Here is a 19,626-nt window from a genome sequence, read left to right on the forward strand (position 1 = left end):
TGTCGTGGCCAGCCGATAGTGTGGGCGCTCGTCCGAGACGCCCCACCGCCCCCACCGGGCACGGGCGTCCACCGCAGTCCAACGAACCGGGGCCCGTACCTCGATGTCCGTGCACAGTCATACGGCGGTCCAAGACCACACTGCCGCCCCTGAGTTCCCGCGTCATGTGGTGACCGCGGTGCTCGTCTCCCACGACGGCGCCCGCTGGCTGCCCGACGCGCTCGCGGGGCTGCTCGGTCAGGAGCGCCCCGTCCAGTACGTGGCGGCGGCCGACACCGGCAGCGCCGACGCGTCCGCGCAGCTGCTCACCGACGCCCTCGGCGCCGACCGGGTCCTGCACCTCGCCCGCCGCACCGGCTTCGGCCAGGCCGTCGAGGAGGCGAGCCGCACCGCGCCCCTCCTCACCCCCGACGACCTGCCGTACCTGAGGCGGCCCAGCAGCTGGGACCCCGTCACCCGCTCCTGGCGCGACGACGCCTACGACATGCCGGAGCTCCCGCACGGAGAGCCGATCCAGTGGCTGTGGCTGCTGCACGACGACAGCGCCCCCGAACCCGACGCGCTGGCCGAACTGCTGCGCGTCGTCGAGAACGAGCTCGAACTCGGCCGCGACGACGTGGCCGTCGTAGGGCCGAAACTGCGCGGCTGGTACGACCGCCGCCAGCTGCTGGAGGTCGGCGTCAGCATCGCCTCCTCCGGCCGCCGCTGGACCGGCCTGGACCGCCGCGAACAGGACCAGGGCCAGCACGACCACGTCCGGTCCGTACTGTCCGTCTCCACCGCGGGCATGCTGATCCGCCGCGACGTCTACGAGGACCTCGGCGGCTTCGACCGCCGGCTGCCCCTGATGCGCGACGACGTCGACCTGTGCTGGCGCGCCCACAGCGCGGGCCACCGGGTCCTCGTCGCGCCCGACGCCGTCGTACGGCACGCCGAGGCCGCCTCCCGGGAGCGCCGCACCGTCGACTGCGTGGGCCGCAGCGTCGCCTCCCCGCACAAGGTCGACAAGGCGGGCGCCGTCTACACCCTGCTCGTCAACACCCGTACCGGCAGGCTGCCCTGGGTGCTGCTGCGGCTGGTCGTCGGCACCCTGGCGCGCACGCTCGCCTATCTCGTCGGCAAGGTCCCCGGACAGGCCGTCGACGAGATCCGCGGCCTCGTCGGCACCCTGCTGCGCCCCGAGCGGATCGTCGCGGGACGGCGCAGCCGGGGACGCCCGCAGATCGACAAGGACGAGCTGAGGCAGCTGTTCCCGCCGCCCGGCGCGACCGTGCGGGCCACCGTCGAACAGGTCGCGGGCAACCTCGTCGGCACCTCCGACCCCGAGGCCGCCGCGGCCGGCCGGCACGGCGGCGCGGTCGAGTCGGGCCCCGGCGGCGACGACGCGGACTTCCTGGAGATCGAGCAGTTCGCCCGCCTCAGGCGCATCGCCCGCAAGCCCGGCCCGGTGCTCTTCCTGGTGCTGCTGCTCGTCTCGCTCGCCGCCTGCCGCACCCTGCTGGGCTCCGGCGCGCTCTCGGGCGGCGCCCTGCTGCCCGCCCCGGCCGACTCCTCCGAGCTGTGGTCGCGCTATCTGGACGCCTGGCATCCGGTGGGCGCGGGCGGCAGCCCGGCGGCGCCGCCCTACCTGGCGATCGTCGCCGTGCTGGCCTCCCTGCTGTTCGGCTCGACGGGCCTGGCGATCACCGTGCTGATGGTCTGCTCGGTCCCGCTGGCCGGGCTCACCGCGTACTTCGCCTCCAGGCCGCTCGTCGAGTCGCGTCTCCTGCGCGCCTGGGCGGCCGTCGTCTACGCCTTCCTGCCCGCCGCCACCGGCGCCCTCGCGGGCGGCCGTCTGGGCACCGCCGTGCTGGCGATCCTGCTGCCGCTCATCGCGCGCGCGTGCGTCGCCGCGGCCGGCCTGGCGTACTCCTCCGGCGCCCGCGGCAGCTGGCGCGCCACCTGGGCCTACGCGCTGCTGCTGACCGTCACCACCGCGTTCACGCCGATCGTGTGGCCCATCGCCCTGGTACTCGGCGTCGCGCTGCTGGCCGTGCGCCGCCGCGAGATCGCCGCCTACGGACTGCGCTTCCTCGCCCAGCTGGGCACCCCGCTGCTGGTGCTGGCCCCCTGGTCGCTCACCCTGCTGCCGACGGGCTTCTTCAAGGAGGCGGGCCTGGAGTTCGGCTCCTCGGCCGCCTCCGCCCTCGACCTGCTCGGCGCGAGCCCCGGCGGCCCCGGCACGGTGGACGGACTGATGCTCATCGGGGTGGTGCTCGCCGCACTGGGCGCGCTGCTGCGCTCCGAGCGCCAGGCGGCGATCCGGACCGCCTGGGCCGCCGCCCTGGTGGCCCTCGTCTTCGCCGCCCTGTCCAACGCCTCCACCTGGGCCGGCCCCGCCACCCTCGTCTACGGCCTCGCCCTGCTGGCCGCCGCCACGCTCGGCGCCGACGGCGCACGCGCGCGGGTCGCCGAGCAGAGCTTCGGCTGGCGCCAGCCGGTGGCCGCACTGATCGCGTTCGCGGCCGCCGCGGGCCCGCTGCTCGTCGCCGCGGGCTGGATGCTGGGCGGCGCCGACGGCCCGGTGGAGCGGCGCGACCCCGTGCAGGTGCCCGCGTTCGTCGCCGAGGAGAGCGGCACCCGCGACCAGGCCCGCACCCTGGTCCTCGACAGCGCGTCCACCGCGCGCGTGCGCTACACCCTGGTCCGCGGCTCCGGCGCCCGGCTGGGTGACGCCGAACTGGCCGCGGCGCAGGGCGAGAACACCAGGCTCGACAAGGTCGTCGCCAACCTGGTCGCGGGCTCCGGCGCGGACCAGGCCGACGAACTCGGCGGATTCGCGGTGCGTTACGTCCTCGTCCACAAGGGCGCGCCCCGCGAGATCACCCGTGTGCTGGACGCCACCCCCGGTCTGTCACGGCTGAGCCAGCAGAACGGCAGCGGGCTGTGGCGGGTCGACCAGGAGGTGTCCCGGGCGGCCATCGTGTCCGCCGACGGCTCCGGCACCCCCGAGGCCGTCGCCGCCGGACCCGTCGAGATCCACACCACCGTCCCGTCCGGTGCCGGCGGCCGCGTCCTGCGCATCGCCGACACCGCCGCCGACGGCTGGAGCGCCACCCTGGACGGCAGGCCGCTCACCCGCACCACGGTCGACGGCTGGGCGCAGGGCTTCCGGCTGCCCGCCGGGGGCGGCAGGCTGGACGTCGCCTACGACGCCCCGCTGACCCACACCGGCTGGCACTGGGCGCAGGGCGCGCTCGCCGTGGTCCTGGTGGTCCTCGCGCTGCCGGGCCGCCGCCGCGACCACGACGACGACCTCCCCGAGGAGGAGCCCGTGCCCGCCGAGGCCGCCGACGGGGAGGGCCGCAGGGCCCGCCGGCTGCGCGCCCAGGCCGAGGCGGAGGCCGCCCACGACGAGGAGAACGGCGATCCGCAGGAGACCCCGCCGGACGCCGCCCCGCAGTCCCCGGAGGAGGCCCCGGCGGCGATCCCGCAGCAGCAGTCCTACGCCGACTGGGACACCGGCGGCTACCAGGACGCCGAGTACGCCACCGGCTACGGCGACCAGGGGTACGACGAACAGCGTTACGACGAGCAGGGTTACGACGGGCAGTACCCGAACGCCGGGCAGCAGTACCCGGCGGGGGGCTACGACCAGACATACCGGCAGGACGCGCAGGACCCGTACCAGGACGGCCAGAGCGGCCAGGACGGCCAGGGCGGTCCGTACGACCCGTACACCTACGGCGGCGCGCCCGGGGCGGCCGGCTACGACGGGACGGCGTACGACCCGGCCTACCAGCAGGGTTACGGCGACCAGGGCTACGACGAGCAGGGCTACGACCCCGCGTACGACCCGGCGCGGCAGCAGCACCGCGGCACCGGCAATGAGCACCCCGACGGGAGCCAGCAGTGAACCGCACCACCCTGTCCCTCATCGCCGGGACGGCCGCCCTGGCCGCCGTCACCGGGTTCGCCGCGCTGAACACGCCGGACGCGGCGGGCGCGGGGACCGCCGGGGCGGCGGCCCGGCGCCCCGTGGAGCGCACGAGCCTGCTGTGCCCGGCGCCCAGCCTCTCCGACATCGCCGACACCACGTACACGTCGTTCACGCCGGTCACCGACGGCACGACGGCCGGCGGGACGGCGCAGCTCCAGGCCGCGACGGAGGAATCGGACGGCACCGGCGCCACGAGCGGCACGGGCAAGAGCGGGAAACAGACGACGGCCAAGGCCGTGCTGAAGCCCGCCGACCCCGGCGAGCCGGCCACCGGGGACACCTCGGGCGGCGACTCTCCCGCGCTGCTCGGCACCGCCGAGGGCAAGTACGCTCCCGGCTGGACCGTCCAGGAGACCACCGAGGTCGCCGCGGGCACCGGCCGGGGTCTGCTGGGCGTGAACTGCGGGGCGCCGGACACCGAGTTCTGGTTCCCCGGCGCGAGCACCTCCGCCGACCGCACGGACTACGTGCACCTCACCAACCCGGACGACTCGGCGGCCGTCGTGGACATCGGGCTGTACGGCAAGGACGGCGCGGTCAAGTCGACGGTGGGCGAGGGCCTCACGGTCGCACCGCACAGCAGCAAGGCGGTCCTGCTCTCCACGCTCTCCGACACGCAGCAGACCGACCTGACCGTGCACGTCGGGGTGCGCAGCGGCCGGGTCGGTGCCGCGGTGCAGGCGCTGGACGCCAAGGCGGGCGGTGACTGGCTGGCGGCGGCCGCTGACCCGGCGGGCAGCCTGGTGCTGCCGGGCATTCCCAAGGACGCCACCGACGTGCGCCTGATCGCCTTCACGCCCGGTGACACCGATGCGGACCTGAAACTGCGGCTCGCCTCGCCCGACGGGCAGATCACCCCGGCCGGCAACGAGACCCTGCACGTGAAGGCGGGCGTGACCACCGCCGTCGACCTCGGCGAGGTCACCCGTGGCGAGGCGGGCTCCCTGGTGCTGACGGCGAGCGACTCCTCCGTCCCGGTGGTGGCCGCGCTGAAGGTCGTACGGGGCACGGGCACCAGGCAGGAGACGGCGTTCGTCCCGGCCGCCGCGCCGGTCGGCACGCGCGCGACGGCCGCCGACAACAGCGGCAAGGGCACCACCCTGTCGCTGGCCGCGCCCGGGGCCGCCGCGACCGTCAAGGTCACCGCGTCGGCGGGCAGCGAGGGCGGTACGGCGGTCACCAAGACGTACACGGTCAAGGCGGGCACCGCCCAGGACGTCGACGCGCCGGTGCCGAGCGGCCTGAAGGGCACGTACGCCCTCACCGTGGAGCGCGTGTCGGGCGGCCCGGTGTACGCGGCACGCACCCTCGCGGTGACGGAGGAGGGCGTGCCGGGCTTCACCGTGCAGACGCTCCCCGACGACCGCGGCATGGTGTCGGTCCCCCGGACGGACGAGGACCTGTCGGTGCTCCAGAAGTAGAGGGCCCGTCGGTGCTCCGTGACCCCGTCGGCCGAGGACGCGGTCCCCGGTCCCCGGCACGTCGGGGACCCGGACGGTGGTCCGGTGGCGCCCGCCGTCGGGGAGGCGGTGAGCGAGGGTGGCGCCGTGGCCGGCAGGCCGGGGGCGGGTGCCGAAGGCGCGGTCCCACGGGGTGGCACGTCCGGCGGACGGCCCGGGACGGGGCCCGGGATCAGTCCTCGCCGTAGCGGGGGTCCACCGTCTCCGGGGTGAGTCCGAGGAGGTCGGCGACCTGCTCGACGACGATGTCGTGCACCAGGGCCGCGCGCTCGTCGCGTCCCTTGGTGCGGATCTCGACGGGCCGCCGGTAGACGACGACCCGTGCGCGGCGACCGTCCTGAGCGGGGAACGTGTCGCCGAGCGGTACCGCCTCGTCGTTCCACCGTCCGGCGGATTCGCCGGGACCCGGCACCTCGAGCACCAGGAAGTCGATGTCGGCGAGCTGCGGCCAGCGCCGTTCGAGCCGGTCCAGGGAGTCCTGCACCAGGTCGGTGAACACCTCGGCGCGGCTGGCGGCGAGGGGCACCTGCGGGGGCGCGATCGGTCCGCGCATGCCCCGGCCGTGGCGGTCACGGCGCCGGGGCCCGGGGCCGGTGCCACGGGGCGGTACGGGAGTGTCCATCACCGCTGAAGAGTAGTCCCCCGAGCGCGTGGCGTGCCCGGGACGGTCCCGGCCGCCGCGTCGCCGGACAGGCCGGCGCGCCGTCCGGGCGGAGCGGTGCGGGCGCCCCGCCGGAACGCGGGACCGGGGCGGCCGGCACCTGCTGCGGGTCTGTCGCAAGGCATGTCGCAAGGCGTGCCGCAGGCATGTCGCGGGATGACCGTTCCGGCCAAGATATGGCTTGATCCTGTACCCGTTCGGACCCGTCGTTCTCTGCTCAATTGACGCCGTTTGTGCCGGGTGCTGACCGGATTCGGTACGGTACGCGCCCTCGCGGGGAACGCCCCGGCAGGTCACCATGGTCATGTCCGGAGGGGCGCATGGGGCCCTTCACGCCACGACACGGTGGAGTGACCTGGTGGAGAGTCGTCGCGGCCCGCTCAAGAGTGCGGTACCGTCCAACGTCGTGAGCCCTGTACGTCGCTGTTCGCGCACCGCCTGCGGCCGACCCGCCGTCGCGACGCTGACGTACGTCTACGCCGACTCGACCGCGGTCCTCGGCCCGCTCGCCACCTATGCCGAACCCCACTGCTACGACCTCTGCGCCGAGCATTCCGAGCGGCTCACCGCACCGCGCGGCTGGGAGGTCGTCCGGCTGCTGGACAGCTCGGCCCCGGCCCGGCCCAGCGGTGACGACCTGGAGGCACTCGCCAACGCCGTGCGTGAGGCGGCGCGCCCGCAGGAGCGGGCCGCCCAGGCGGGCGGCGGTCGCGGGGCCGATCCGATGGAGGTCGCGCGGCGCGGGCATCTGAGGGTGCTGCGCTCGCCGGACAACTGAGCGCGAGACCGTTCTCGCGCGAAACCTTTCAGCACAGGGGCGGCGGCCGGTTGCGCCGCCCCTCTCCCGTTTCCCGCGGGTGAGGACCCGTTCCGGACCGACGTCACCGGACCCGCCGCAGGCCGTCCGAGGGTGCACGCCCATTGACGTGCGCTTGTCGCGGACACGACCATTCTCGGCAGCTTGCGGGAAAGGGATTTCCGTATGGCGGAATCCCCGGAGTCCGGGAGGCACCCGTGTACGTCCAGGAACTGGAACCCGTCGCCGACTCGCTCGGCCTGTCCGCCCTCGTCGCGGCCCTGCCGCTGCTGATCGTCCTCGTCCTGCTCGGCGGCGTCCGGACCAAGGCCCACCTCGCGGGGCTCACGGGCCTCCTCGCGGCCGTCCTGGTCGCACGCCTCGCCTACCACATGCCCCTCGGTCAGACGCTCTCCAGCGCTGCTCAGGGGGCTGCTTTCGGCCTGTTCCCCATCCTCTGGATCGTCGTCAACGCCCTGTGGGTCTACCGGATGACCGTCCGCACCCGCCACTTCGATGTCCTGCGCCGCTCCTTCGGACGGCTGTCCGACGACCCGCGCGTACAGGCCCTGGTCATCGCCTTCTGCTTCGGCGCGCTCCTGGAGGCACTCGCCGGGTTCGGCGCGCCGGTCGCGATCTGCTCGGTGATGCTCGTCGCGCTCGGCTTCGACCCGGTCCGCGCCGCCGTCGTCGCCCTGGTCGCCAACACCGCGCCCGTGGCCTTCGGCGCCATGGGCACCCCCGTCGTCACCCTCGCCCAGGTGACGGGGCTTCCGCTGGACACCGTCGCCTCCGTGGTGGGCCGTCAGACACCGCTGCTGGCCCTGGTCGTACCGCTGGTGCTGGTGTGGATCGTGGACGGGCGGCGCGGACTGCGCGAGACCTGGGTGCCCGCCCTGGTGTGCGGAACGGCCTTCGCCGCCGCCCAGTTCGCCGCCTCCAACTACGTCTCCCCGCAACTCGCCGACATCGGCGCGTCGCTGGCCGGAGCGGCCGCCCTGGTCGCCGTGCCGCAGACGCGCGTGCCGGCCGCCGAGCCCGTCCGCGCCGCCGTGCTGACCGGGGTGCGCAGCGAGGACCTGGACACCGAGGACCCGCGCCCCGAGGTGCTGCGCGCCTACGCCCCGTACGCCCTCATCGTCGCGATCTTCTCGACCGCCCAGATCCCCGCCGTCAAGGACTGGCTCGCGCACGCCACCCGAACGTACGACTGGCCCTTCCTGGACGTCGTGAACCCCGCGGGCAAGCCGGTCGGCGGCAACGTCTTCACCTGGCCGGTCGTGGCCACCGGCGGCACGCTCGTGCTGCTCGCCGGGATCTGCACGGCCGCCGTGCTGGGCGTGCCCGCGCGCGTGGCGGTCACGGAATGGGTGGCCACCGTGCGCGAACTGCGCTTCGCGATCCTGACGGTGACCTCCGTGCTCGCCCTCGCCTATGTCATGAACCTCTCCGGGCAGGCCGCCACCATCGGCCACTGCGTGGCGGCGGCCGGAGCGGGCCTGGCCTTCCTGTCGCCGGTGCTCGGCTGGTTCGGGGTGGCCGTCTCCGGCTCGGACACCTCGGCCAACGCGCTGTTCGGGGCACTCCAGGTGAGCGCGGCCCACGAGTCGGGACTCCCGCCCGACCTGCTCGCCGCCGCCAACAGCTCCGGGGGTGTCCTCGGCAAGATGATCTCGCCGCAGAATCTGGTCATCGCGTGCGCCGCCGTCGGGCTCGCGGGCCGCGAGGGCGACGTACTGCGCAAGGTGCTGCCGTGGAGCATCGGACTGCTGCTGGCGATGTGCCTGATCGTGGTCGGCCAGAGTTCGCCGGTACTGGACTGGATGCTGCCCTGAGCCGGGCGACGCCGCCCCGGGCCCGGCGCGTGGGTGACCCGCGTGTACCCGGCTTCCACCTGGCACGCCGGGGTGCGCGCCGGAGCGTGGGTACGAATCGGGTAAACGTACGTACGTATCACGTAAAGGTGTGTGGCCGGCCCCGTCGCCGTGCGTCGGGCAGCCCGCCGCGACGGGTAGTTTGGGGCGACCTAGAGAACTTTCAGGAGGGTTGGCCGTGGCTGCTGATCTGACTCAGATCGTCAAGGCGTACGACGTGCGCGGAGTCGTCCCGGACCAGTGGGACGAGTCACTGGCCGAACTCTTCGGGGCGGCCTTCGCCCGGGTGACCGGCGCGACCGCCGTCGTGACCGGCCACGACATGCGCCCCTCGTCGCCCGCTCTGTCGGCCGCGTTCGCGCGCGGGGCGGCGGCCCACGGCGCCGACGTCACCGAGATCGGCCTGTGCTCCACCGACCAGCTGTACTACGCCTCGGGCGCGCTGGACCTGCCGGGCGCCATGTTCACCGCCTCGCACAACCCGGCCCGCTACAACGGCATCAAGATGTGCCGTGCCGGTGCCGCCCCGGTCGGCCAGGACACCGGTCTCACCGAGATCCGCGAACTGGTCGAGCGCTGGCTGGACTCGGGCGCCCCCGGACCGGTCGCCGGGCGGGGAACCGTCTCCCGGCGTGACACGCTGGAGGACTACGCGGCCCACCTGCGCTCGCTCGTCGACCTGACCTCGATCCGGCCCCTGAAGGTCGTCGTGGACGCGGGCAACGGCATGGGCGGCCACACCGTTCCCACGGTGCTCGCGGGCCTGCCCCTGACCGTCGTCCCGATGTACTTCGAGCTCGACGGCACCTTCCCCAACCACGAGGCCAACCCCCTCGACCCCGCCAACCTCGTCGACCTGCAGAAGCGCGTCCGCGAGGAGGACGCCGACCTCGGTCTCGCCTTCGACGGGGACGCCGACCGCTGCTTCGTCGTCGACGAGAACGGCGCCCCCGTCCCGCCGTCCGCCATCACGGCGCTGGTCGCCTCCCGCGAGCTGGCCAGGAACGGCGGCCACGGCATGATCATCCACAACCTCATCACGTCGCGCTCGGTCCCGGAGGTCGTGAAGGAGTGCGGCGGCACCCCCGTGCGCACCCGCGTCGGCCACTCCTTCATCAAGGCGGAGATGGCCCGCACCGGTGCCATCTTCGGCGGTGAGCACTCCGCGCACTACTACTTCAAGGACTTCTGGAACGCCGACACCGGCATGCTGGCCGCCCTGCACGTCCTCGCGGCGCTCGGCGGGCAGGACGGCACGCTGTCGGCCCTGGTCGAGCAGTACGACCGGTACACCGGATCCGGTGAGATCAACTCCACGGTCGCCGACCAGGGGGCACGGCTCGCCGCGATCCGCTCCGCGTACGAGGGGAAGGCCGGGATCACCCTCGACGAGCTCGACGGCCTCACCGTCTCCGCCGCCGACTGGTGGTTCAACGTCCGGCCCTCCAACACGGAGCCGCTGCTGCGGCTGAACGCGGAGGCGGCGGACCCGGAGACGATGGCCTCCGTACGCGACGAGGTCCTGGCGCTCATCCGCGCCTGACCCCTTGCCGGGGGCACCACCCACCCACCCACCCGTCTCGGTGGGCTGGAAGGGGGCCCGTGTCACTTACCGAGTCGGGTGGTGGGTGGGCAAAGGCCAGGGGGTCCAGGGGGCAGCGCCCCCTGGAACGGGAGCGCAGGGGCGGAGCCTCCAACGGGGCCCAGGGGCACCGCCCCGATCGCCGCCCCCAGCCCAGCGCAGCGGTTACGCTGAGCACACTCACCCCCGCGAAAACACCCCGCCCCGAAGGGACACGACATGCCGCTAGAAGCCGGTCTCCTGGAGATCCTCGCCTGCCCGGCGTGCCACGCCCCCCTCCAGGAGCAGGAGGACGAACTGGTCTGCACCGGCCAGGACTGCGGCCTCGCCTATCCCGTCCGCGACGGCATCCCCGTCCTGCTGGTCGACGAGGCCCGTCACCCCGCCTGACCGAGGCCCGAGCGCCCAGCGTGACGGCGTCACCCACCGACGAACACCCCGCGATCGGAGACTGCCGCCCATGCTCGACGAATCGCTGCTCGACGCTCCCGAGGCACTCGCCGAGGCGGACCGACGCGGTCTGCTGCGGGGCGCCGCGGAGGCGGGTGCCCGTGTCCGCACGGCAGCCCGGCACGCCGCCGAGGCCGGGATCGGCGACCTCAAGCCGGACGGCCGTCCGCGCGCCGTCCTGATCGCGGGCCCCGGCGCCGCCGCCACCCACGCGGCCGACCTGCTCGGCACCCTGGCCGGTGCGGGCAGCCCGGTGACCCGGCTGTCAGCGACCGGAGTCGCCTCCGTGTCCGGCGCCCTGCGCTGGGAGCTGCCGGGTTGGGCGGGTTCGGTCGACCTGCTCCTGATCGCCACCCCCGACGGTGCCGAACCCAGCCTGTGCCTGCTCGCCGAGCAGGCGTACCGGCGCGGTTGCACGGTCGCCGCCGTGGCCCCGGCCCGCACCCCCCTCGCCGACGCCGTCGACGCCGCCCACGGACTGTTCGTACCGATGGCGACCGCACCGTACGACCAGGACGAACCCGTGGCCGCGTCCTCGCCGGGCGTGCTGTGGGCGTTGCTGACCCCGCTGCTCGCCCTCCTCGACCGCATCGGCCTGCTCACCGCGCCGCCCGAGGCGCTCGAGAAGGCCGCGGACCGGCTCGACCAGATCGCCGAGCGCTGCGGCCCCGCCGTCGTGACCTACAGCAACCCCGCCAAGACCCTCGCCGCCGAACTCGCCGACGCACTTCCGGTGATCTGGACGGAGGGCACCTCGGCCGCTCCCGCCGGGCGCCGTTTCGCCGCGGCCCTCGCCGAACTCGCCGGCCGCCCCGCACTCGTCGAGGAACTCCCCCTCGCACTCGCCGCGCACCGCACCCTGCTCGCCGGTCCGCTCGCCGCCGGCGCCGACCCCGACGACTTCTTCCGCGACCGCGTCGAGGAACCCCCCGCACTGCACGCGCGCGTGGTGCTCCTGCGTGACCGTCCGATCAACGGCCTCAGCGCCGCGCCGGCCGCCCGTGACCTGGCCCTCGGCCATGACACGCCGATCAGCGAGCTCGAGCCGGAGACCGGCGGCGAGCTGGAGACCCTCGCCGAACTGATCGCCGTCACGGATTTCGCCGCCGTTTACCTGGCGCTCGCCTCCGGGGCGCGATCATGACCCCGACCGTCCGCCCCCAGACCCCGGGATCCCGCAGGCCGGCCACCGGCCCCGGCAGCACGACCCCCGCGGCCCGCAGGCCGGCCCCCGCATCCTGCCGCCCGACTCCCGCGCCCGGGAGGCCGTACACGGAGCGCACCCGCTCCGCGTACGGAGAGAACCACCGAGAGAACCGTAGAGAGAACTGATGGACCGCCTCGACAACACCGTCCGCCCCTACGCCTGGGGATCCACCACAGCCATCCCCGGCCTCCTCGGCGCCGAGCCGAGCGGCGAGCCGCAGGCGGAGATGTGGATGGGCGACCATCCCGGCGCCCCCTCGCGCACCGGACGCGGCACGCTCGCCGAGGTCATCGGCGCCGACCCGCGGCGCGAGCTCGGCACGGCCGCCGTCGCGAAGTTCGGCCCGCGGCTGCCGTTCCTCCTCAAGATCCTCGCCGCGGCCGCCCCGCTCTCGCTCCAGGTCCACCCCACCCTCGACGAGGCGAAGCGCGGTTTCGAGGACGAGGAGCGCCGCGGCATCCCCGTGGACGCGCCCGAGCGCAACTACAAGGACGCCAACCACAAGCCCGAGCTGATCTGCGCGCTCACCCCGTTCGACGGACTGTGCGGCTTCCGCGACCCGCTCGCCGCCGCCGGACTGCTCGACGGCCTCGGCGTCGACTCCCTCAAGCCGTACGTCGACCTGCTGCACGCCCACCCCGCCGAGGCCGCCCTGCGCGAGGTGCTCACGGCGGTCCTCACCGCCGACCCGGAGGACATGGCCCGCACCGTCGCCGAGACCGCGGCCGTCTGTGCCCGTCTCGGCGGCGACTACGAGGTGTACGCCGGCATCGCCCGCCACTACCCCGGCGACCCCGGCGTGATCGCCGGCATGCTCCTCAACCACGTCCGGCTCCAGCCGGGCGAGGGGATGTTCCTCGGCGCCGGCATCCCGCACGCCTACCTCGAAGGCCTCGCCGTCGAGATCATGGCCACCTCGGACAACGTGCTGCGCTGCGGCCTGACCCCCAAGCACGTCGACGTCCCCGAACTCCTGCACGTCGTCCGCTTCGAGCCGACCGACCCCGGCGTCCTGCGCCCGGAGGCATCCCCGGACGGCGAGGAGGTCTACGACACCCCGATCGACGAGTTCCGGCTCTCCCGCTACGTCCTGACCGAGGTCGCCGGCCCGCGCGAGCTGACCCGCGAGGCCCCGCAGATCCTGCTCTGTACGGCGGGCACCGTCCGCGCCGGTGAGCACGAGCTGACCCCGGGGCAGTCGGTCTTCGTCCCCGCGGGCGAGACGGCCGTGGTGTCCGGCACCGGCACGGTCTTCCGGTCCACCGTCGTCGTCTGACCGGCCCGGCGGTGCGCCCGGCGGAAGTCCGGGCGCACCACCGCCGGTTCGGGCTGCAACAATGACCCCCCGGCAAAGGCAGGGCAAAGCGCCACCGGACCCGGCACGGACCCGGCCCGGACGGGGCACGGGCATACAGTGCCGGGCCCACAGGGCTCCACAGGCCCACAGGGCGCACGAGACGACGTACGCGACGGCGTACGAGGACCGAAGGGACCACGCGAACACATGAGCGCGTCAGGCGGCAGCAAGGCGATCGTGGCGGCACTCGGCGCCAACCTCGCGATCGCGGCATCGAAGTTCGTGGCGTTCGCGTTCAGCGGTTCCTCGTCCATGCTCGCCGAGGCCGTCCACTCCGTCGCCGACTCCGGCAACCAGTTCCTGCTCCTGATCGGCGGGAAGAAGGCCCAGCGCGAGGCCACCCCGCAGCACCCCTTCGGGTTCGGCCGCGAACGCTACATCTACGCCTTCCTCGTCTCGATCGTCCTCTTCACCATCGGCGGCATGTTCGCCGTCTACGAGGGCTACGAGAAAATCAGCCACCCTCACGAGATCGAGCACTGGTACTGGCCGGTCGGTGTCCTCGTCTTCGCGCTCGCCGCCGAGGGCTTCTCCTTCCGTACGGCCATCAAGGAGTCCAACGGCCTGCGCGGCTCACTGTCCTGGGCGCAGTTCATCCGCCGTGCCAAGGCGCCCGAACTGCCCGTCGTCCTCCTGGAGGACTTCGGCGCCCTGATCGGTCTCGTCCTCGCCCTGCTCGGCGTCGGTCTCGCCCTGCTCACCGGCGACGGCGTCTGGGACGGCATCGGCACCGTCTGCATCGGTGTCCTGCTCATCGGGATCGCCCTCGTCCTCGCCGCCGAGACCAAGTCGCTGCTGCTCGGCGAGGCCGCCGGCCCGGAGGTCGTCGAGCAGATCGGCGCCGCGATGGTCGACGGTGACGCCGTCACCGGTGTCATCCACATGCGCACCCTCCACCTCGGCCCCGAGGAACTGCTCGTCGCCGCCAAGATCGCCGTACGGCACGACGACACCGCCGCCGAGGTGGCCAAGGCCATCGACGCCGCCGAGGCACGTATCCGCGCCGCCGTCCCCATCGCCCGCGTCATCTACCTCGAGCCCGACATCTACAGCGAGGCCGAGGCTGCCAAGGGCCCGGACCGCGAGGCCACCCCCGGCGGCCCGGCCCCCCACCCGGCCGGACACTGACCGACCATCTGCGGCCCCGCTCCCGGCACCCCGGGGCGGGGCCGTCGGCTGCCCGCGGCGCATCCGGAGCGCGTCCGGAGACTCTAGGGATCCGCCTGATGTCCCGAGACGGACTGGGGACCACCGGGCCGTCGGTGTAGCTTGGGACGGAGCCAGACGTCGCTGCTGATGGCGGTCGGGCGGTCCCGGTGCGGACCGGCCGAGGGAGAGAGGGCCTCCGACGGACTGCGCTGCGCGCCGTACACGGGCACGTCCGTGCCCGTCCGCGGGCACCTCTGTGCCCGCCGCCGCGCAGACCGGCCCTACCCACCTCGACCCCCATCCCGAGGAGCAGCCCGCAATGACGACTGTCGACAGCCGACAGGACTTCAAGGTCGCCGACCTCTCCCTGGCCGAGTTCGGCCGCAAGGAGATCACCCTCGCCGAGCACGAGATGCCCGGCCTCATGGCGATCCGCAAGGAGTACGCCGAGACGCAGCCCCTCGCCGGTGCCCGTGTCACCGGCTCCCTGCACATGACCGTGCAGACCGCCGTCCTCATCGAGACCCTCGTCGCCCTGGGCGCCCGGGTCCGCTGGGCGTCGTGCAACATCTTCTCCACCCAGGACCACGCGGCCGCCGCCATCGCCGTCGGCCCGGACGGCACGCCGGACGAGCCGCGGGGCGTCCCGGTCTTCGCCTGGAAGGGCGAGACCCTCGAGGAGTACTGGTGGTGCACCGAGCAGGCGCTGACCTGGCCGGACAGCCCCACCGGCGGCCCCAACATGATCCTCGACGACGGCGGCGACGCCACCCTCCTCGTCCACAAGGGCGTCGAGTACGAGAAGGACGGCAAGGTCCCCGCGCTGGAGACCGCCGAGTCCGACGAGCACCGCGTCATCCTGCAACTGCTGCACCGCACCCTGGGTGAGAACGCCCAGAAGTGGACCCAGCTGTCCTCCGAGATCCGCGGCGTCACCGAGGAGACCACCACCGGTGTCCACCGCCTGTACGAGATGCAGCGCGACGGGGTCCTCCTGTTCCCGGCGATCAACGTCAACGACGCCGTCACCAAGTCGAAGTTCGACAACAAGTACGGCTGCCGCCACTCCCTGATCGACGGCATCAACCGCGCCACCGACGTCCTCATCGGCGGCAAGACCGCCGTCGTCTGCGGCTACGGCGACGTGGGCAAGGGCTGCGCGGAGTCCCTGCGCGGCCAGGGCGCCCGGGTGATCGTCACCGAGATCGACCCGATCTGCGCACTCCAGGCGGCCATGGACGGCTACCAGGTGGCCACGCTCGACGACGTCATCGACAAGGGCGACATCTTCGTCACCACCACCGGTAACAGGGACATCATCATGGCCTCGGACATGGCCAAGATGAAGCACCAGGCGATCGTGGGCAACATCGGCCACTTCGACAACGAGATCGACATGGCCGGCCTGGCCAAGGTCCCCGGCATCGTCAAGGACGAGGTCAAGCCCCAGGTCCACACCTGGACCTTCCCCGACGGCAAGAAGATCATCGTCCTGTCCGAGGGGCGCCTGCTCAACCTGGGCAACGCCACCGGCCACCCGTCGTTCGTGATGTCCAACTCGTTCGCGGACCAGACCCTGGCCCAGATCGAGCTGTTCACCAAGCCCGACGAGTACCCGGTCGGCGTCTACACGCTGCCCAAGCACCTCGACGAGAAGGTCGCCCGCCTCCACCTCGACGCCCTCGGCGTCAAGCTGACCCGGCTGCGCCCGGAGCAGGCCTCGTACATCGGTGTCGACGTCGACGGCCCGTACAAGTCGGACCACTACCGCTACTGAGCCGCCCGGCTCTCCCAGCGAGCCGTCCGGTGTCCCGAGGCAGGCCCCCGCACCCCCGTGCCGGGGGCCTGCCCCTTGGAACCCGGCGGCCCGTCACGCCCGGCTCTCACGATCCAGCCCTCACGATCCAGGACCCTGACCTCCATGCCCCGCGGTCGCTATTCGCTGCACGACCCGCACGATCACACCCCTTTCGCAGAAGAGCACTTCCACTGCGCCCCCGGCCCCTCCGGCTGGCGCTACGTCTCCCGGGTGACCACCCCCGGCGGTGAGCACCGCGGCTCCGTCGACCTCGCTCTCGACGACCTCGGCCGCCCCATCCGCCTTGAACTCCACTCGGCCGACTGGCAGGTGCGCGGTGCCGCCCTCGACGGCGTCACCTGGGTCCGCACCGACCCCACCGGCACCCATGCCACCGAGCACACCGTCCCCGCCCATGCCTTCACCGGCAGCTCCCCGGCGTTCCTCGTCGCCATCGCCCGTCTGCTGCGCCTCACCCCTTCCGCCATCGCCGCGCCGACCCGCGTACGCCTCGTCGCCTTCACGGAGCCGGTCCTCGCACCCCGCACCCTGGACCAGTCCTGGGCCTTGGTGGACAGAGAAGCACACGCCACTGACAACGGCCCCCTGACCGTGGACGAATACCAGGTCACAGCCCTGGACACGGGCGAACGGCACACGGTGCACATCGCCGGCGACGTGGTGCTCGCGGCGCCCGGCATCGAGCTGGAGGACCTCGAGTCACCGCCGTCGGTGTTCGGCTGAGCCCGCTGCCGACGGCCGCACCGAGTGGTGGTCGGCAGCGGGTGGTGGTCGGTGCGCGCGGTCGCGGTGGCTCCGGTCAGGCGGGCGGTACGAAGCCGGTGGACGGACGGCTGACGGACGGGCGGCTGACGGACGGAGGCCCGGCGGGCGGGCGGTCGGCGGTCGGCGAGGGCGCCGGAGCCGGGACCTCGGTCGGAGCCGGTGCCTGGGGGGCGTGCGAGGCGTAGGGGCCCTGCGGAGCGTAGGGACCCTGAGCGGGGTAGGGACTCTGGGGGGTGTACGGGCCGTGAGGGACGTACGGCCCGGGGGCGGCGAAGCCCCCGGGACCTCCGAACGCCCGCCGGGCCTCGCGGGCCTGCCGCTCCTGCGCCACCGCCGTCAGATACGCCGCCGGAGGCACACCCTGGGGCACCGGAGCCCCCGTACGGGCCGCGAGATCGGCCGCGAGCCGCTCCGCCATGGCCCAGGCGACCTGCGGATCCAGCTGGTGCATGCGGGTCAGGTACTGCCGCACGGCGAGCCACAACCCGTCGGGCACCGCCGACAGATCGAGCTCCTCGAACCGTCCGGCCAGCCACGGCGGCGGAGGCGGCAGAAAACCGCTCCGCCCGGCCGGTATCCGCTCCCGCACCACCAGGGTCCCCGCGAACACATCACCGAGACGCCGCCCACGGGCGGACACGAACGAGGCGATACAGGCGATGACACCGAACGTCAGCAGGACCTCGACGGTGCCGATCGCACCCCGCACCAGTGCGTGCCGGAAACGGATCGGCCCGCCGTCGTCCCGTACCACCCGGAGTCCGAACGCCAGCTTTCCCAGCGAACGACCGTGGCTGAGCGTCTCCACCGCGATCGGCACACCCACGAGTACGAGCAGGAAACAGGCCACCGACACCGCCAGCTGCGCCGCGTCGTCCAGTGACGACGTGGCCGCGGTGAGCGCCATCGTCACACCGATGTAGACGACCCCGTGGACGAGCAGGTCGAGTGCCACCGCGAGGGCCCTGCTGGGCAGCCTCGCCGGACGCAGCTCCAGCGCCACCGCCTCACCCGTGACCAGCTCACTCACGTCCGCTGCCCGCCCTTCCACGTGACTGCCCCGCGAACCGTCGGTCTGCCAAGCTGAGTACGCATCGCGCCCCAGTACGACAACCCGATCACGACGAAGCACAATCACACCACGCCGGAACCCCGGCGAGCAGTCGACGAACAGCCCAGGAGCAGGCAGAACCGATGGACCTCGATGTCTTCGTCTCCGCCCACCGAGCCGAGTGGGACCGCCTGGAAGCCCTGCTCCGACGCCAGCGGCGCCTCAACGGGGCGGAAGCCGACGAACTCGTCGCGCTGTACCAGCGCACGGCCACCCATCTGTCGCTGATCCAGTCCAGCGCGCCGGACCCGCAGCTGACCGGACGGCTCAGCCAGCTGGTCGCTCGCGCGCGCAGTGCCGTCACCGGCACCCGCCGTGCCTCCTGGCGCGATGTGCTCCAGTTCCTCGGCAACAGCTTCCCCGCCGCCGTCTACCGGTCCCGCCACTGGTGGGTGCCCACCGCACTCATATCGGTCCTCGTCACCATCGTCCTGGGCTGGTGGATCGGCACGCACCCGGACGTCCAGTCGAGCATCGCCGCCCCCAACGAGCTCCGGGCGCTGACCCGCCCCGGCGGCCAGTACGAGACCTACTACTCCAGCCACCCCGCCGCCTCCTTCGCGGCACAGGTGTGGACGAACAACGCGCGCGCGGCGGCGATGTGTCTCGTCCTCGGCATCTTCCTGGGGCTGCCGGTCCTCTGGATCCTGCTCGAGAACCTGCTCAACCTCGGCGTCGGTGCCGGCCTGATGTCCTCGGTCGGCCGCCTCGACACCTTCCTGGGGCTCGTCCTGCCGCACGGACTGCTCGAACTCACCGCCGTCTTCGTCGCCGCCGGCACCGGGATGCGCCTCGGCTGGACCGTCGTCGACCCGGGACCGCGCACCCGTCGTACCGCGCTCGCCGAGGAAGGCCGAGCCGCCGTCGGCATGGCGATAGGGCTGGCCCTGGTGCTGTTCGTCTCCGGGGCCATCGAAGGTTTCGTGACCCCGTCCGGCCTGCCCACCTGGGCCCGTATCGGCATCGGTGTCACCGCCGAAGCGGCCTTCCTCGCCTACGTCTACATCGTGGGCGGCCGTGCCGTCCGTGCTGGTGGGACGGGTGATGTGGCGGAGTCCGAGCGCAGTGCCACGGTGCCCACGGCAGCCTGATGTGCGCAGGGCCCGGTTGAACTGTTAATCTCTCCTTCGCCCCTGCAGGAGCCGTTGACACGGAGCCTGAGGGGAGGTAGATTCGAACAGTTGCCTGGAACTGGGTCTCGCCCGGTCGGTGACAGTGAGTGTCTGTCTGCTTCGCGGAACATCGAGACATCGAATCCGCTGAAGCCCACCCGATGAATCGGAAACAGCGGCCGGTAAGAGCGGCTCAAGATTTCTGATAAAGTCGGAACCGCCGGAAAGGGAATCGCCCGAAAGAGCGAGAACCTGGAAAGCACCGAGGAAATCGGATCGAGAAAAGATCTGATAGAGTCGGAAA

14 protein-coding genes are annotated in these 19,626 nt (G+C 73.1%); 12 read left to right on the forward strand and 2 right to left on the reverse strand.

The features are described 5' to 3' along the window. Positions 1 to 103: 103 nt before the first annotated feature. Both ABZ862_RS21010 and ABZ862_RS21015 read left to right on the forward strand, forming a co-directional pair. Complete coding sequence (locus tag ABZ862_RS21010) at positions 104 to 3,895, forward strand: glycosyltransferase (protein WP_360960181.1); 3,792 nt, start codon at positions 104 to 106, stop codon at positions 3,893 to 3,895. After that, on the forward strand, positions 3,892 to 5,400 hold the full coding sequence (locus ABZ862_RS21015; protein ID WP_360960183.1) for a DUF5719 family protein: 1,509 nt from the start codon (positions 3,892 to 3,894) through the stop codon (positions 5,398 to 5,400). The genes ABZ862_RS21010 and ABZ862_RS21015 overlap by 4 nt, the downstream gene beginning before the upstream one ends. Before the next feature lie 211 nt (positions 5,401 to 5,611). Here ABZ862_RS21015 and ABZ862_RS21020 read toward each other — a convergent pair whose 3' ends face one another. Beyond that, positions 5,612 to 6,061, reverse strand: a complete 450-nt coding sequence (locus ABZ862_RS21020) for a metallopeptidase family protein (protein WP_360960220.1) — start codon at positions 6,059 to 6,061, stop codon at positions 5,612 to 5,614. Positions 6,062 to 6,458: 397 nt separating this feature from the next. On the opposite strand from ABZ862_RS21020, the gene ABZ862_RS21025 reads away from it, so the two are divergent. From ABZ862_RS21025 to ABZ862_RS21065, 9 genes are all read left to right on the forward strand, one after another. Continuing rightward, positions 6,459 to 6,878 (forward strand): DUF3499 domain-containing protein, encoded by a 420-nt coding sequence (locus ABZ862_RS21025; protein WP_360960184.1) that lies wholly within the window; start codon positions 6,459 to 6,461, stop codon positions 6,876 to 6,878. 236 nt (positions 6,879 to 7,114) lie between these two features. Next, on the forward strand, positions 7,115 to 8,731 hold the full coding sequence (locus tag ABZ862_RS21030) for an L-lactate permease (protein ID WP_360960185.1): 1,617 nt from the start codon (positions 7,115 to 7,117) through the stop codon (positions 8,729 to 8,731). A 217-nt stretch (positions 8,732 to 8,948) separates the two neighbouring features. Beyond that, positions 8,949 to 10,313, forward strand: coding sequence for a phosphomannomutase/phosphoglucomutase (locus ABZ862_RS21035; RefSeq protein ID WP_360960187.1), 1,365 nt, complete (start codon positions 8,949 to 8,951; stop codon positions 10,311 to 10,313). A 258-nt stretch (positions 10,314 to 10,571) separates the two neighbouring features. After that, entirely contained in the window at positions 10,572 to 10,742 is a 171-nt protein-coding gene (locus ABZ862_RS21040) for a Trm112 family protein (protein WP_360960189.1), read from the forward strand. 70 nt (positions 10,743 to 10,812) lie between these two features. Further along, a complete protein-coding gene (locus ABZ862_RS21045; RefSeq protein ID WP_360960191.1) occupies positions 10,813 to 11,946 on the forward strand; it encodes an SIS domain-containing protein in 1,134 nt (377 codons plus the stop codon). A gap of 187 nt (positions 11,947 to 12,133) precedes the next feature. Then, a complete protein-coding gene (gene manA / locus ABZ862_RS21050) occupies positions 12,134 to 13,285 on the forward strand; it encodes a mannose-6-phosphate isomerase, class I (protein WP_360960193.1) in 1,152 nt (383 codons plus the stop codon). Between the two features lie 228 nt (positions 13,286 to 13,513). Further along, complete coding sequence (locus tag ABZ862_RS21055; protein WP_360960195.1) at positions 13,514 to 14,494, forward strand: cation diffusion facilitator family transporter; 981 nt, start codon at positions 13,514 to 13,516, stop codon at positions 14,492 to 14,494. A gap of 340 nt (positions 14,495 to 14,834) precedes the next feature. Then, positions 14,835 to 16,292: an adenosylhomocysteinase gene (gene ahcY / locus ABZ862_RS21060; RefSeq protein ID WP_360960197.1), complete on the forward strand. Its 1,458-nt coding sequence runs from the start codon at positions 14,835 to 14,837 to the stop codon at positions 16,290 to 16,292. A 144-nt stretch (positions 16,293 to 16,436) separates the two neighbouring features. Then, a complete protein-coding gene (locus ABZ862_RS21065; RefSeq protein WP_360960199.1) occupies positions 16,437 to 17,057 on the forward strand; it encodes a hypothetical protein in 621 nt (206 codons plus the stop codon). 76 nt (positions 17,058 to 17,133) lie between these two features. Here the strand turns inward: ABZ862_RS21065 and ABZ862_RS21070 are convergent, their stop codons facing one another. Next, the gene (locus ABZ862_RS21070; RefSeq protein ID WP_360960201.1) at positions 17,134 to 18,129 is read right to left on the reverse strand and encodes an RDD family protein; all 996 of its coding nucleotides are present in this window, start codon (positions 18,127 to 18,129) and stop codon (positions 17,134 to 17,136) included. Between the two features lie 164 nt (positions 18,130 to 18,293). Between ABZ862_RS21070 and ABZ862_RS21075 the strand changes: the two genes are divergently transcribed. Beyond that, on the forward strand, positions 18,294 to 19,301 hold the full coding sequence (locus ABZ862_RS21075) for a stage II sporulation protein M (protein ID WP_360960203.1): 1,008 nt from the start codon (positions 18,294 to 18,296) through the stop codon (positions 19,299 to 19,301). Positions 19,302 to 19,626 lie beyond the last annotated feature (325 nt).

The sequence above is a fragment of the Streptomyces sp. NPDC047000 genome, from assembly GCF_040644295.1.
Lineage (GTDB): Bacteria > Actinomycetota > Actinomycetes > Streptomycetales > Streptomycetaceae > Streptomyces.

What these genes read in the sequence shown, in the direction of transcription:
- ABZ862_RS21010 (WP_360960181.1), top strand. Translation starts at nt 104, where the DNA reads ATGTCCGTGCACAGTCATACGGCGGTCCAAGACCACACTGCCGCCCCT.
- ABZ862_RS21020 (WP_360960220.1), bottom strand. Translation starts at nt 6,061, where the DNA reads ATGGACACTCCCGTACCGCCCCGTGGCACCGGCCCCGGGCCCCGGCGC.
- ABZ862_RS21040 (WP_360960189.1), top strand. Translation starts at nt 10,572, where the DNA reads ATGCCGCTAGAAGCCGGTCTCCTGGAGATCCTCGCCTGCCCGGCGTGC.
- ABZ862_RS21045 (WP_360960191.1), top strand. Translation starts at nt 10,813, where the DNA reads ATGCTCGACGAATCGCTGCTCGACGCTCCCGAGGCACTCGCCGAGGCG.
- manA (WP_360960193.1), top strand. Translation starts at nt 12,134, where the DNA reads ATGGACCGCCTCGACAACACCGTCCGCCCCTACGCCTGGGGATCCACC.
- ABZ862_RS21055 (WP_360960195.1), top strand. Translation starts at nt 13,514, where the DNA reads ATGAGCGCGTCAGGCGGCAGCAAGGCGATCGTGGCGGCACTCGGCGCC.
- ahcY (WP_360960197.1), top strand. Translation starts at nt 14,835, where the DNA reads ATGACGACTGTCGACAGCCGACAGGACTTCAAGGTCGCCGACCTCTCC.
- ABZ862_RS21065 (WP_360960199.1), top strand. Translation starts at nt 16,437, where the DNA reads ATGCCCCGCGGTCGCTATTCGCTGCACGACCCGCACGATCACACCCCT.
- ABZ862_RS21075 (WP_360960203.1), top strand. Translation starts at nt 18,294, where the DNA reads ATGGACCTCGATGTCTTCGTCTCCGCCCACCGAGCCGAGTGGGACCGC.